12 protein-coding genes and 1 pseudogene are annotated in these 12,884 nt (G+C 70.4%); 8 read left to right on the top strand and 5 right to left on the bottom strand.

Annotated elements, in window-relative coordinates:
• Positions 1–36 precede the first annotated feature (36 nt).
• Both IG90_RS0124610 and IG90_RS0124605 read left to right on the top strand, forming a co-directional pair.
• The gene (locus IG90_RS0124610) at positions 37–876 is read left to right on the top strand and encodes a class I SAM-dependent methyltransferase (protein ID WP_030588529.1); all 840 of its coding nucleotides are present in this window, start codon (positions 37–39) and stop codon (positions 874–876) included.
• Between the two features lie 69 nt (positions 877–945).
• Positions 946–1,383 (top strand): nuclear transport factor 2 family protein, encoded by a 438-nt coding sequence (locus IG90_RS0124605; RefSeq protein ID WP_233436040.1) that lies wholly within the window; start codon positions 946–948, stop codon positions 1,381–1,383.
• A 55-nt stretch (positions 1,384–1,438) separates the two neighbouring features.
• Here IG90_RS0124605 and IG90_RS0124600 read toward each other — a convergent pair whose 3' ends face one another.
• On the bottom strand, positions 1,439–2,245 hold the full coding sequence (locus tag IG90_RS0124600; protein WP_030588523.1) for an SGNH/GDSL hydrolase family protein: 807 nt from the start codon (positions 2,243–2,245) through the stop codon (positions 1,439–1,441).
• Between the two features lie 1,232 nt (positions 2,246–3,477).
• On the opposite strand from IG90_RS0124600, the gene IG90_RS0124595 reads away from it, so the two are divergent.
• Both IG90_RS0124595 and IG90_RS0124590 read left to right on the top strand, forming a co-directional pair.
• Positions 3,478–5,919 carry an AAA family ATPase gene (locus tag IG90_RS0124595; RefSeq protein WP_030588520.1) on the top strand — a complete coding sequence of 814 codons (2,442 nt, stop codon included), beginning with the start codon at positions 3,478–3,480 and terminating at the stop codon, positions 5,917–5,919.
• Positions 5,916–6,464 carry a hypothetical protein gene (locus IG90_RS0124590; protein WP_030588517.1) on the top strand — a complete coding sequence of 183 codons (549 nt, stop codon included), beginning with the start codon at positions 5,916–5,918 and terminating at the stop codon, positions 6,462–6,464. Before IG90_RS0124595 ends, IG90_RS0124590 begins: the two co-directional genes overlap by 4 nt.
• 58 nt (positions 6,465–6,522) lie before the next feature.
• Here the strand turns inward: IG90_RS0124590 and IG90_RS0124585 are convergent, their stop codons facing one another.
• Positions 6,523–6,735: a hypothetical protein gene (locus IG90_RS0124585; protein WP_233436041.1), complete on the bottom strand. Its 213-nt coding sequence runs from the start codon at positions 6,733–6,735 to the stop codon at positions 6,523–6,525.
• Here IG90_RS0124585 and IG90_RS0124580 point away from each other — a divergent pair.
• Entirely contained in the window at positions 6,722–7,051 is a 330-nt protein-coding gene (locus tag IG90_RS0124580; protein ID WP_030588510.1) for a hypothetical protein, read from the top strand. The two genes, IG90_RS0124585 and IG90_RS0124580, sit on opposite strands and share 14 nt — an antisense overlap.
• Here IG90_RS0124580 and IG90_RS0124575 read toward each other — a convergent pair.
• The gene (locus IG90_RS0124575; protein WP_030588507.1) at positions 7,011–8,669 is read right to left on the bottom strand and encodes an N-6 DNA methylase; all 1,659 of its coding nucleotides are present in this window, start codon (positions 8,667–8,669) and stop codon (positions 7,011–7,013) included. The two genes, IG90_RS0124580 and IG90_RS0124575, sit on opposite strands and share 41 nt — an antisense overlap.
• A gap of 432 nt (positions 8,670–9,101) precedes the next feature.
• Here IG90_RS0124575 and IG90_RS46115 point away from each other — a divergent pair.
• The 3 genes and pseudogenes from IG90_RS46115 to IG90_RS0124560 all read left to right on the top strand — a co-directional run.
• Positions 9,102–9,212 (top strand): annotated as a pseudogene (locus IG90_RS46115) (site-specific integrase); the annotation flags it as partial.
• 453 nt (positions 9,213–9,665) lie between these two features.
• Positions 9,666–10,340: an HAD family hydrolase gene (locus IG90_RS0124565; RefSeq protein WP_030588504.1), complete on the top strand. Its 675-nt coding sequence runs from the start codon at positions 9,666–9,668 to the stop codon at positions 10,338–10,340.
• Entirely contained in the window at positions 10,337–11,194 is an 858-nt protein-coding gene (locus IG90_RS0124560; RefSeq protein ID WP_030588501.1) for an NAD(P)-dependent oxidoreductase, read from the top strand. Before IG90_RS0124565 ends, IG90_RS0124560 begins: the two co-directional genes overlap by 4 nt.
• 37 nt (positions 11,195–11,231) lie before the next feature.
• On the opposite strand, the gene IG90_RS0124555 is transcribed toward IG90_RS0124560, so the two are convergent.
• The gene (locus IG90_RS0124555; protein ID WP_030588498.1) at positions 11,232–11,792 is read right to left on the bottom strand and encodes a phosphotransferase-like protein; all 561 of its coding nucleotides are present in this window, start codon (positions 11,790–11,792) and stop codon (positions 11,232–11,234) included.
• Positions 11,789–12,829: an AAA family ATPase gene (locus IG90_RS0124550; RefSeq protein ID WP_030588495.1), complete on the bottom strand. Its 1,041-nt coding sequence runs from the start codon at positions 12,827–12,829 to the stop codon at positions 11,789–11,791. The genes IG90_RS0124555 and IG90_RS0124550 overlap by 4 nt, the downstream gene beginning before the upstream one ends.
• Positions 12,830–12,884: the final 55 nt, after the last annotated feature.

The following is a 12,884-nucleotide window of genomic DNA, read 5'->3' as shown; positions in this document are numbered from 1 at the left end:
TCGCGCCCCGCCCGGCCCGTGGGTAGCTTCCCGGACATGTACTCCCCGACTCCGGACGACTGGCACGAGACCAACCGCGCGCGGTGGGACGAACGCGTGCCGATCCACGTGGCGAGCGACTACTACGAGCTGGACGCGTTCCGGGCGGGCAAGGACGCGCTGCGCGCCTTCGAGCTGGCCGAGGTCGGCGACGTCACCGGGAAGACCCTGCTGCACCTCCAGTGCCACTTCGGCCTGGACACCCTGTCCTGGGCGCGGCACGGCGCCGCACAGGTCGTGGGCCTCGACTTCTCCGAGCCCGCGGTCGAGACCGCCCGGGGCCTGGCCAGGTCGCTGGAACTGGGCCCGGAACGGGCGGCGTTCGTCGTGGCCGACGTGTACGACGCACCGGCCGTCGTCCCCGATTCCGCGTACGACATCGTCTACACGGGCATCGGTGCGCTGGGCTGGCTGCCCGACATCGATCGCTGGGCCGAGACCGCCGCGTCGCTGGTCGCGCCCGGCGGTTTCCTCTACCTGGCGGAGTTCCATCCGCTGACCGACTCGATGGACGAGACCGGTTCGGTGGTCACCGACGACTACTTCAGCCGCGACGCCTGGGTGGACGAGACGCCGGGCACGTACACCGACCTCGACGCGCCGACCGTGCACAACCGCAGCGTCGAGTGGCAGCACCCGGTGGGCCGGGTGGTGACGGCGCTCGCCTCGGTGGGCCTGCGGATCGAGTTCCTCCACGAGCACGACTCCTCGCTCGTCCAGCGGTTCGAAACCCTGGAGCGCCATGCGGACGGCCACTACCGCTTCCCGGCGGGCCGGCCGAGGATCCCGCTGATGTACTCGATCAAGGCGTCGCGCCCGGTCGAGCGCCAGGGATGACCGCAGGTCGAAGTCGCCCTGTGGGGCTTCTCCGGCCGATTGTCAGTGGTGGGGGCCACACTCTTTTCCATGACTGACATGACAGGAAGCGCTCCACGGACGACGACGGCCGCGCTGCGCGGGACGGTGGAGACGTACTGGACGGCGGCCGAGGCGCGCGACTGGACCGCGTTCGGGGCGACCCTCGCCGAGGACGTGGTGTACGACCTGCCGCAGACGCGCGAGCGGATCCGCGGCAAGGAGCGGTATCTCCGGTTCAACCAGGAGTATCCGGGCGACTGGCACGTCCGGGTCGAGCGGATCGTCGCCGACGCGGAGGGGCGGCAGGCCGCGGCCCGGACCGGATTCACGGTGACGGGGGAGCAGGAGGGCGAGCCGCCGCAGGAGTTGGATGCGATCCACTTCTTCACGTTCGACGACCAGGGGCTGATCACCGGGGTGACGGACTTCTGGCCCGAGTCGTACGAGCCTCCGGCCGGCCGTGAGCACCTGGTCGAGCGCTACTGAAGGCGGCGGCCCACCGGTCGACCGGTGAACCGCCGCCCTGTGTCGCCGCTCGGTCCTACACCACCGAGCGGAAGGCGGGCAGATAGCCGCCCGACTGCCCAGCGGCCTTGGGGTGGTACGAGTTCTGGATCGGGACCGTGACGCTGTGGATCCAGGCAGCGCCCGAGCACAGCTCGTGTCCGGTGAATTCGTCGACCACGCTGGAGAAGGTGAACCCGGCGTCGGCGGACCGCTTGGCCAGGACCCCGTTCAGGACGTCCGACGCGTTGTTGATCGCGGACCGTTCGGCCTCGGTGAGCCCGGCGATGCAGCTGCCGGACAGCTTGTAGAAGCGGGGGTAGCCGAGGACCACGACCTGGGCCTGCGGCGCGCGGGCCCGGATGTTGTCGTAGAGCGAATCGAGGCTGCCGGGCAGGGAGCTGTTCATCTGCCGAACGGCGGCGTTCACGCTGCTGATGCAGGTGGCCTCGCTTCCCAGCACGCAGTCCTGCATGACGTCGGCGAACCCGACGTCATTGCCTCCGGCGGTGACGCTGACCAGCGAGGTGGACGCGCTGAGCACCCCGAGCTGGCGGCTCGCCACGGACGAGGTGGTCGCCCCCGAGCAGGCGACGAAGTCGAACGAGGCGGGGGAGTTCGCGGCCTGCCACAGATACGGGTAGGCCTTGGTGCTGCGCCGGCAGTCGCCGCTGTCGGAGAGGTAGCTTCCGGCGCCGACACCCGAGGAGTAGGAATCGCCGAGCGCGACATAGCCGCCCGCGGCGGCGGAGTCGGCCGCGGAAGCCGGTCCGGCGACGCCGAGAACGGCCACTGCGGCGAGGGCGAGAGTGGATACGGATGCCCAAATTCTTCGTACTGACACGGCTGCCAGCCCTTCGGCGCGTGGGGGATGGGGAGTTGAAGGAGCGATGCAGTTTCTAGCAGCTCGCGGTACCCACCGGTAATGCCCGTACGGGAAGTCGTCTGATATGCCCGAATGATCGTTCGGTGGCCCATGCTCCGCGCGTAGATAAACCCTCAACTTCGTGTCGTTACAGGCAAGTACAAGGAAATTCTGTGCGTCCCGACCAGGCCGGACCGGACGGTGGCACGCGGCCCTGAGGGCCCCTGCCCGGCGCCCGGCGCACCGGAGAGTTCATCCGGTCGGCTCACCCCCGGGAGTATTCCGGCCGTGCCGTCGTCCTCTGGTCCTCCGGTGCCCTGATCCCTGACGCACGAGGGGAGATGGGCGGCTCGTACCCAGTCGCGGGTGACGGAGCTGACGCGGCGGGCGGCCCCGCACGGTCCACCGCCGTGGACATGCCCGGCGGTAGCCTGCGGTGGACGATCGTGGCCCGGTCGTGCCGAACTCGGCAGCCCCGACGGCGATGTCGTACGTACGGTCCTGGAGCGGCTTCACGGTGGCGTCCGCGAAGCGGTCGGATCGCCTGGTCCCGGCCGCGGCGGACAAGACGGTGCGCCTGCGGCCGCCCGGCGAGCGGCGACAGGTCGCCCGGGTCGGGGTGGACGCCACGACCTGCCCACCGACGCCGTCGCACTGGACCGCGTACGCACCGCTCTGGCCTCGCTGCTCACCGGCGTCGGCCACCCTCGCAGGGTGGTCAACGGTACGGTCGCCCGGCTCGGCGGAAGTCGGGCGGACGACCGGCGGTACGCGGGGCGCTGTACGCGGGTCTCCGTACGGCTCTCGCTCTGCGCCGGCAGCCCGGCGAGCGCCTGCGGCCGGCTACGGCTATGTACGCGTCGCCTTCCGCGTCGGTCCCGATGCGAAAGCAGTTGTCGCCCTCTCCGCGGAAGGGGGCCTCCCACTCGGTGTCCGCCACGGGCACGACCTGGCGGGGGCGACGGGCCCGGGTGCGGTCCAGGGGGATGCCGTCTGACGGCGCGCGGACGCCCGGCGATGCCTGGGGCTCACGCCGTGGGCGCGAGGGGCGGGGACGGAAGACTCGAACGCACGTCCCGCGGGCGCGAGTGTGAGCGAACGTGACGCCAATATTGTCTGTTGACATTGCCAACGCGTGTACGTGATGATTCTGGAGTGAACGGTTCGGCTTTCCCGTCGTGACCGCCGCCCACTCCCGTGAGGAGCACGCCATGCGCGACGAGACCCCCCTGCGCCAGCTGATCGCCGAGCGCATCGACGCCGCCGAGCCGTCCGCTCTGTCCCCCGAGGCCGCCGCCCTGCTCCGCGACACGCTCCCGGAGCCCGCTCCGGAGGAGGAGGGGCGGGCCGGCCCCGTGTACCTGCGGTCCATCACGGCGGCCGGCTGGCGGGGCGTGGGCCCCGAGGCGACGCTCGACCTCCCGTACGGCCCCGGTCTCACCGTGATCGCGGGCAGCAACGGCACCGGGAAGTCGAGCTTCGCGGAGGCCGCCGAGATCGCGCTCACCGGGTTCAACGCCCGCTGGGACGGCAGCAACGGCGGTAAGCCCCGCGCGGCGCCTTGGCGGAAGGGGTGGCGCAACCTGCACGAGACCGCGGTTCCCCAGGTCGCCGTAAGCCTCACCCTCGACGACGCCGCCGAGCCGGTCACGGTGCGCCGCACCTGGCACGGGGAGAAGGTGGAGGACGCGCGTACGACGGTGGTCCGGGAGGACGGCACCGAGCTGAAGCTGGAGGAGTGCGTGAACGCCGCGATGCTCGACGTCTACCGGCCGTTCCTGCCCTACAGCGAGCTGGGCTCGATGGTGGACGGCACGATGAGCGATCTGTACCGGAAGATCTCCACGTTCATCGGGCTCGGCCGGCTCGGCGAGATGGACATCCGGCTTGCGGCCCGGGTCAAGGAGTACGAGGACATCGAGGCCAGGCCCCGCCCGCTGCGGACCGCGGCCGTCGAGGCGCTGAACGGTCTGGACGACCGGCGTGCCGTCGACGCGATGCGGGCTCTCGGCGGGCGGGTCCCCGATGTCGACGCCGTACGGGCCCTGCTCGACCAGGACGCGGTCGCCGACCAGGGCGACGCGGCCCGCCTTCGGGCGCGCGCCTCCCTGACCGGCCCCGACGAGGCGGAGGTGGCCGGGGCGCTGGACCGGCTGAGGGAGGCCATCGCGGCCTTCGAGGACGTACGGCACTCCAACGCGGAGGACGCGCGCCGCCTGGCCGCGCTGCTGGAGGCCGCGTTCGAACAGCGCCGCCGGTCGGGAAGCCCCCATTGTCCGGTCTGCGGCACCGAGAACCGTCTCGACCAGGCATGGGCCGAGGCGACACGGGCCGAGATCGAGCGGCTCCAGGCGGAGGCGGCCGAGGCCGATGCCGTACGCCGCACGCTCAGCGGTGCCAAGCGTGCCGTGCACGACCTGGTGCAGCCCGTTCCCGACCCGCTGAGGGAGGAGGAATCCGATCTGGCGGGACTGTGGCGCGAGTGGTCGCTCTGCCGGAGTCTCACCGACCCCGCCGAACTGGCCGAGTGCGTCGGACGCCTCGCGCCGAGGCTGGCGGCTGCCTGCCGACAGTCCGGGGAGGAGGCCGCGCGTCGGCTGACCGACCGCGACACCGCCTGGCGGCCCGTGGCCGTGCGGCTTACGGAGTGGGTCGAGGCGACGGAGAAGGCGGAGGACGCGACCGGTCGGCGCAGAACGGCCAAGGCAGCCCGTGAGTGGTTCAGGAAGCTGACGGACGAGCTGAGGGACGACCGTATGGAGCGCTTCGACAAGCACGCCCAGGAGGTGTGGACGAAGCTCTGCGAGAGCAGCAGCGTCTCCCTCGGCCGCGTCAAGCTCAAGGGAACGGCCAAGCAGGGCGGAGTGGAGCTCGACGTCTCGGTGGACGACCACGCGGCGGCCGCGTACAGCGTGATGAGCCAGGGCGAACTGCACTCGCTCGCCCTTTCGTTGTTCATCCCCCGGGCCACGCACGAGGCCAGCCCGTTCGGCTTCCTCGTCATCGACGACCCGGTGCAGTCGATGGACACCCAGAAGGTGGAGGGGCTGGCCACCGTCCTCAGCGAGTGCGCCCGGCACCGCCAGGTCGTCGTCTTCACCCATGACAGCCGACTGGAACAGGCCATCACCCACCTCGGGATCGAGGCGACGGTCCACCGCATCTCCCGCGAGGAGAAGTCGCACGTGACCGTCGAGCGGATGAGGGACCCCCTCCAGCAGGCGCTCGGCGAGGCCCGGGAGGTCTCCCTCGACCCCTCCCTGCCCCAGGCCGTGGCCGACCGGGTCGTCCCGGCGATGTGCCGTGCCGCCCTGGAGGTCGCCTGCGTGGAGACCGCCCGTCGCACCCTGCGGGACGGGCAGGGCCGCCGCCTGAGCCTCGCGGAGTTCGAGAAGCGGGTGCCTGTCCAGGCGCGGACCAAGGAGTACGTGGCCTTCGCGCTGCTGGGGGACTCCTCCGGCGATGCCTGTGCGGCGGTCGAACGCCTTCATCCTGGAGGCGGCGCGTTGGTCGGTGAGCTGAACAGGGGAGCCCACGGAGGGCTGGCCACCGTCACGGACCGCAAGAGGCTGGTGGCGCGTACGGAACGGCTGGCCGAGGCCATCCGGCGCGGTGGCCGGGGCACCGTCGGCACGCAGGGCGGTTCCCGATGACGGACGACACCGCGCGCGCGGACGTCTCCGCCGCCCAGTCCCTCCTGCGCCCCTCGGCCGGCACGATGACCTCGCTCGGCCCCGGTGTGCGGGCCCGTGCGGCGGCGCTGCTGCTGCGCCGGGCCCTCGAACGCGGCCTGGACGACTTCTGGCAGGGCGTGGCCCCCGGCATGACGCGCGTCGGGAAGCACCGCATCCTGTGCCTGGGGGCCTACACCGACCGGGAGACCGCCAGGCGTTGCTACCTCACCTGGTCCGCGCTCAGCACCGCCTGCCACTACCGGGCGCACGACATGCCCCCCGCGCCCTCGGAGATCCAGAGCCGCCTGCCGGCGGTCGAAGTCCTTCTGGAGGCGCTCGAAAGGGGGCCCACGGTCCCGTCCGCCGCGACGCTCCCGCCCTCGCGACCGCAGGAAGCGGGCCGGTCGGCCGCAGCCACCCCCGCCCCGCCCCCGGCGCCGGGACGGCAGCCGAGCAGGACCGTTCCGAAGCCCGGCCCGCCACCGGGACGGCGGGCCGCACCTCCGGTCGTCGGCGGCCCGTGAGCGTAAAGGAGAGCCGTGCGCACGCCTCACGGCCGACGGCGGACGGCGACGCTCATCCTCACGACCGCGCGGGCTTCCGCCGGACCGGCTTCGGCAGCCATCCGATGTGCCGCAGGGTCGGCGCGACCCGGGTGAGCAGGAAGAAGACGACGGGCGTCCGTTCGTCCTCCTCGGGGAAGAAGAGCGCGTGCTGGACGGCGACGGTGTCCTGCGGATCGTCGAGGTCGACGTGGACGGGGTCCGCGAGGACGAAGGCCGTGTCCAGCACCACGTCGGGCCTGCTGGTCAGCTCCCGTAGCTCGTCCAGGCCGGGGTCCCCGGACGCCGACCTCTACCAGATGCTCGCCTACTGCACGGCGCTCGGCCTTCCGGACGGCCACCTCGTCTACGCGAGGGGATACGAGCCGAGCGTGACGCACCGGGTGCGCCACGCCGGAATCCGCATCCACCAGCACGCTCTGGCTCTGGACTGCCCGCCAGGAGAGCTGCTGGCCGAGATCGCCGTCATCGCCCGGTCGATGGCGGGCGGGACTGGTGACGCGCCCGTCAGGCGGGGTCCTCAGGCGGCACGAGAGCCCCGTTGGTGAGACCGTCGCGAGCGAGAGCGCTCGCCTGCTCCGCCAGCCGGGCGACTTCGCCGACGTACGCCTCGAACTCCCGCAGGGCGCGGAAGGCGGCACCGTATCGCTGTTGCTCCTCCACGGCCATCTGCGGGACGCGCGCGCCTTTCACGTCGAGGCGGTAGGAGCCGCTGCTGCTGGTCGAGCGGCGGTTGTTGGACGCACTGCGCAGAAAGCCCCGCAGGTAGTCGGTGTCCAACTGGTCGCTCTTCGAATGTGGTTCGGCATCGGTGAACTCGACAAGTCCGGCGCGGGACAGATCGGCCAAGCTGATCGTCGCGCCGTCCAGCGTCCCGGGCCCCTCGCCCGCCGAGAGAGCGGGCAGCAGGGCGTTCAGCTGCCCCAGCCTCTCCTCGATGCGCTGCCGGAGGGCACGGTATTCGGCAGGCAGATCCTCGCGTGCGGCGTCCACATGGGCACTCGGGGTGAGGTCGACGGAGTCGTTGAGCAGGTCGATGAGCGGCACGTCGACGGCTTGCCCGGCCGCGGGTTCCATCGGGCCGTCAGGCGAGTTGGAGGTGAGGTCCACCATGTGCACCGACCCGGAGCCGCCGGACGCGTCGGCCGGGCGGCGCAGGACCCACAGATGAACAGGCTGCGCGTGTGAGGCCACCATCCCGGGCGGCAGGGCCACGACATCCGTGAGGATGCCCCGGCGGACGATCTCCGCCCGGATGCGTCTGCCGGCCTTCCGGTAGGCCACGGACGCGGGCATGACGGCGACCACTCTGCCGCCGGGCGCGGTGTGGGCGTAGCAGTGCTGGAGCCAGGCCAGATCCCCTTCCGCCTTCGAGGGCGTGCCCAGCTCCCAGCGGGAGTCGAGAAGCAGCTCCTCGCGGCCCCAGTCGGGACCGGCGGTCGGCGGGTCGCACAGGACGAGGTCGGCACGGAGATCGGGCCAGTGGTCCTGGCGTAGGGAGTCCCCGGTCTCGACCACCGTGTTCCGGTGCCCGGCGAGGTCGGCTCGCGCCTGCGCCAGCTCCGCCACGGCCGGATCGATCTCCTGACCGCGCCGCACAGGGCCCGCCGCGGGGCCGACGGACAGGAGCAGGGTCCCGATGCCGCAGGCAGGATCGAGGATGACGGAGTCGTCGGGCACCGTCCCCGCGACCTGGCTCACTGCCTTGACCAGGCGCAGCGAAGTGACCTGGTCGGAGCCGACCCGTCGCGAGGAGTCGCGGAAACGCTCCACCAGCTGCTCGACGACCTGGCCCGGCGTTTCCTTCGCGGCCAGACCCGTGGCCAGGTCGGCCAGGTCCTCGTCCAGTCCGTCGGCGTCGCCACGGGCCAGGAGGCGGGCGACGCCGGTGACGCCCGTGATGATGTCGTCGCCGAAGCGTCCTCGTAGCGCTTGCCACAGGCGGACGTCGTCCGAGACATCCGTGCCCTTCTGCTGTTCGGCTAGCCAGGACCGGACTTCGGCGAGAGAGAAGAGCGGCGTGCTCGCTCCGGCATCGGCAGGGGCGGGAAAGTCGCCGTACCGCCGTCGCCAGTTGGAGACGGCGGCACGTGTCACCCCCGCCAGCCTGGCGATCTCTGCTCCGGTGATCAGCGATTCGGCGGCTGGTGGAGTTGATTCCTTCATGGCTCCACCGTACACGCGAGCGTCTGATAAGGAAGATGCCGTGTGTGTTGGCAACGTCAACGAGGAGCGTGATGATTTTCCTGATACTGCCTTGGCGGAGTGGTGGAACATCCTGAGCGGACGTCCTTCGCTATCTCGGCGGAGGTGGGGCTCGGCGTGCGTCGACATCTGCACCCGCGCTCGCCGGGCCCGCGTGCTTGTGTCGCGGCGCCGACCCCTATGCCCGCCGCCAGGGAGGCCCGCCAGCGGCTTCTCCCGGACAGCGTCGAGATGGCTGCACCGGTGGAGGCGGTGCCGAACGCCGCGGCGGCGGTGAACGCACCATAGGCCTTGGCCCCGCTCACGACAGCCCCGGCCGTGCCGGGATATCGACGTGGTTCAGCGTGCCGGAGCCGTGGTGCTCATCAGGGTGGCTTCGATGAGGTCGAAGCTGCTGGGGTGGCCGTGACCGAGGAGGTCTACCGGAAGCAGATCAGGCCGGTGATCCAGACAGGCGCCGTCGTGACGGACGGCATCTTCGGGGCGGGCCCACGGAAGCCGTAGGCACTCAGGAATCGACAGTCACGTCGGTAGAAACACAAAACCAGAGGGCCCAGTGCAACTTACACACTGGGCCCTCTGAACTGCTATTTAGCTGTCGGGGTGGCGGGATTTGAACCCACGACCTCTTCGTCCCGAATGAGGATCGGACAAGATCACTACCGGCTGAGATTGATGTCTGTGCAGGTCAGGCTGTTGGTCTCGATTGGCGTGGCGGGGTGTCGCAAGGGCTCTGAGGGAAGATCATCTCCCAGTTTTCTCCCAAGGGTGGTCGCTCGTGGTGCGCGTCGGCCCCTTCCGGCTCCGTTGCTTGAGCAAGTTTGCGCGCTACCCCACGACCTCCACCGCCTACTGGAGCCCATTGGCGCATGGTAGCCGGACAGTCCTGGGCCTGGCCCCGAGAGCTGCGGGTGGTCGAGCGTCCTGCGCTGACCCTCAGGCATTAGGGTGCGGGATGTGCAGCGCCCTCTGGTTCTCTTTGACCTTGACAACACTCTGGTGGACCGGCGAGGGGCCCTCGTTGACTGGGCCGCCGAGTTCACCGACCGGCACGGTCTGGAGAACGAGGAGCGAGCGTACGTCCTGGACATGGTGGATGAGCGCGCCTACCCGTCCACCTTTGATGTGATCCGGTCCCGGTACCGGCTGCCCATGTCGGCTGACGAGTTGTGGCGCGCGTACTGCACCGACATCGCGGCCATGGTGTCGTGCCCGACTGCGGTCCTCGACGGCTTGGACGAGCTGCGTGCGGCCAGCTGGCGAGTGGGGGTGGCCACCAATGGTGCAGCGGACATCCAGCGCGCCAAGCTGTGGGCCACCGGTATCTCCGAGCGCGTGGACGGCGTCTTCGTCTCCGAGGAGGCTGACGCGCGCAAGCCGCAGACCCGGCACTTCGCCCTGGCGGCAGCCCGCTGCGGCACCGTGCTGGGCGACGGTGGCTGGATGGTCGGGGACAACCCGGTCAACGACATCGGCGGCGGACGCTCCGCAGGGCTGCGCACCATCTGGATCGGCAACGGCCGTTCCTGGCCGCCGGACGATTCCAGGCCGGACCACGTGGTGCCGCATGCACGCGCCGCCATCGACCTGCTGCTTTTGCACTCCGTCGACCACACAAGGACCGCGGCATGACGAGCACCATTGGGCTGTTGCACCCCGGCAGTATGGGATCCGCCTTCGGCGCCCAGCTGCGCGCGAGGGGCCACATCGTGCTGTGGTGCCCCGACGGACGCAGCGACACAACCCGCCGCCGGGCCGACAGCGCGGGCCTCGAAGCTGCGGCGCTGCCCGAGCTTGTCTCCCGCTCTGATGTGCTGCTCTCCCTATGCCCTCCCGCCGCAGCGGAGGAGACCGCCGGCCAGGTAGCCGAGCTCGGCATGTCCGAAGCGGGCACGATCTATGTCGACGCGAACGCCGTCTCGCCGTCGCGCGTGGTGAGTATCGCCGACCGCTTGGCCCCGATGCCGGTCATCGACGCCGCAGTGGTCGGTTCGCCTCCGGTGAGCGGCAAGTCCCCGACGCTCTACCTTTCCGGCGCCGTCGGGCAGGCCGACCGGATCGCCGAACTTTTCGCCGGCACCGATGTGCGGACCCACGTCCTTGGCGACAGCATCGGCAAAGCCTCCGCACTCAAGCTCGCGTACTCCAGCTACCAGAAGGTCTCCCGGGTGCTGGCTGCCGTGGCCTACGGGGCGGCGGACACGTACGGGGTAGCCGACGAGCTGCTGGTGATCGCGGCCAAGCGCACCCGCAGCTACCTCATGGAGACCGACTACATCCCCAAGACCGCCGCCCGCGCCTGGCGTTGGGGCCCAGAGCTTGAGGACGCAGCGGCCCTTCTCGCCGACGCCGGGCTGCCGGACTCCCTTATGCACGCGGCTGCCGCGACGCTTGCCCGGTGGGACGGGAACAGAGACGAGCGGCTGGATATCGCTGAGGCCCTGGAAGCTCTGCGTCTTGAGCGGGACCCGGGCAACCCGAGTTGAGCAGGTCGCATCCGCTGGGGCACTGACGTCCTGGCCGTCAGGAGCGTGGTGGCGTGGTGCGGACGATGTCGTCGATCCTCTGTGCGGTTTCGTGGGGTGCCGTCGCGTCCGTCTCCACGCGCAGTTCCCACTGGGCTCGCGGATGAGCCGCAAGATCGGCCTGAGTGGCGTCCCACGCGGCCAGCCGGGCCGCCGTGTCGGTGTCACCACGCTGTGGTGAGCGGCGAGCGGTGGTCTCCTTGGAGCACCACAGCAGAACGCGCACCCAGCGCGCCGGGTAAAGAGCGGTTACCTGCTCCATCCCCGCCAGCTGGCCGAGGTGGACGACTGGGGTCTTGCCGCCCTCCATGGCTTGGTCGAGGCCGGGGCGGTCGACGACGTAGATGTTGCCGTACCGGTCGTTGCGGTAGATGACATCGCCGCGTGCCTCTAGGGCGGTCAGCTGCTCTGGCGTACCCATCCGGTAGCCCTTGGTCTTCCCGGTCCCGATCTTCAGCCGGGTGAACAGCACGTACCGCGCGTCGAGTTCGGTGAGAGCCGCCGTGATCGTGTCCTTGCCCGCCGCCGGCGGCCCGTACAGCAGGATGCCCTGCCTCACTGGAACACCGTCCCGAAGACCTGGCGCACCTGGTCCGTGAGCGATATCGCGGAGCCGAGACGGTTGTCGACAACCAAGTGCGGCACGACGGGCCGCAGCTCAAGATCGATCCCGGCGGCGTACGTGTCCCAGTTCTGGAGTTTCCAGCTGTCCCGGGCGGCGGACCGGAAGCTGATGTACTCGTGCATCGTGTCGAGGTCGCACTGAATCCAGACGACAGCGACGGTGACGCCACGTGCTTCGCAGCGGTTGATCAGGCGCCGCATCCACCGAGGGTCAGTGGTCTCGGCGATGAAGGGCGCGGAGAGGACGGTGCTGATCGCGCAGTCCACGTTCGCGTACGCGGTCTCCAGCAGGCACTGGTACTCCAGCGGGCGGACCTTCTCCCGGTAGAGGTCGGTGTGCCGGTCGTTGGGCTCGCTGCCCATTTCAACAAGGAGGCGCTCGACGAGCGGGCGCGTGATCGGGTCCTTGTCGAGGACGGGCCAACCAGTGAGTTGCGATACGAAGCGGGCGAATTCCGACTTCCCGCTGCCCGCGTAGCCGCCGACCATCATCAGCGTCGGCCGGTTCGGATCACCGCCGGTGTGACGCCGCTTCCAGGCATCGAGGATTCGCTGCTGGACGCCCAGACCGTCGGCGTCCTCCGCGCTCGGCGCCAGCTGGTGCAACGCCCGTTCCACGGCCAGGACGTGGGCGCCGTTCTGCGGTTCGCTCGACGCGGTGAACTTGAGCTTCGTGGCCTCGTCGGGCAGAGCGTTACGGAAGCCGAGCTCGGGCTCGGTCGCGCGGTACAGAAGGCAGTAAGCGCGACGGTAGTGGGGTCCGGGATAGACCTCTCCCTGCTCGTGCTGCCACAGCGTCTGAAAGTTGGCCGCCGGCACCGTGAGCCCCGCGGCCCGGGCCACCTCGCGCACCTGCTCGCCCGCGCCTTCGAGCGTCAGGCCGTGAGCTTCGCGTTGCTGTCTCAACCTGTCCGGACGCCACCCCGGGCGACTCTTACCCACCGCGCCTACCGCCTGCCCATCCCTGGTCATGATCCGGAGCCTAAGTCTGCCTGTCATGAACCCGTGTGTAAGCGGATGTTGAAAA

Source organism: Streptomyces anulatus, assembly GCF_000721175.1.
GTDB classification, from domain to species: domain Bacteria; phylum Actinomycetota; class Actinomycetes; order Streptomycetales; family Streptomycetaceae; genus Streptomyces; species Streptomyces anulatus_C.
This window is presented reverse-complemented; position numbering and strand designations above follow the sequence as displayed.

What these genes read in the sequence shown, in the direction of transcription:
- IG90_RS0124560 (WP_030588501.1), top strand. Translation starts at nt 10,337, where the DNA reads ATGACGAGCACCATTGGGCTGTTGCACCCCGGCAGTATGGGATCCGCC.
- IG90_RS0124550 (WP_030588495.1), bottom strand. Translation starts at nt 12,829, where the DNA reads ATGACCAGGGATGGGCAGGCGGTAGGCGCGGTGGGTAAGAGTCGCCCG.
- IG90_RS0124575 (WP_030588507.1), bottom strand. Translation starts at nt 8,669, where the DNA reads ATGAAGGAATCAACTCCACCAGCCGCCGAATCGCTGATCACCGGAGCA.
- IG90_RS0124590 (WP_030588517.1), top strand. Translation starts at nt 5,916, where the DNA reads ATGACGGACGACACCGCGCGCGCGGACGTCTCCGCCGCCCAGTCCCTC.
- IG90_RS0124605 (WP_233436040.1), top strand. Translation starts at nt 946, where the DNA reads ATGACTGACATGACAGGAAGCGCTCCACGGACGACGACGGCCGCGCTG.
- IG90_RS0124610 (WP_030588529.1), top strand. Translation starts at nt 37, where the DNA reads ATGTACTCCCCGACTCCGGACGACTGGCACGAGACCAACCGCGCGCGG.
- IG90_RS0124595 (WP_030588520.1), top strand. Translation starts at nt 3,478, where the DNA reads ATGCGCGACGAGACCCCCCTGCGCCAGCTGATCGCCGAGCGCATCGAC.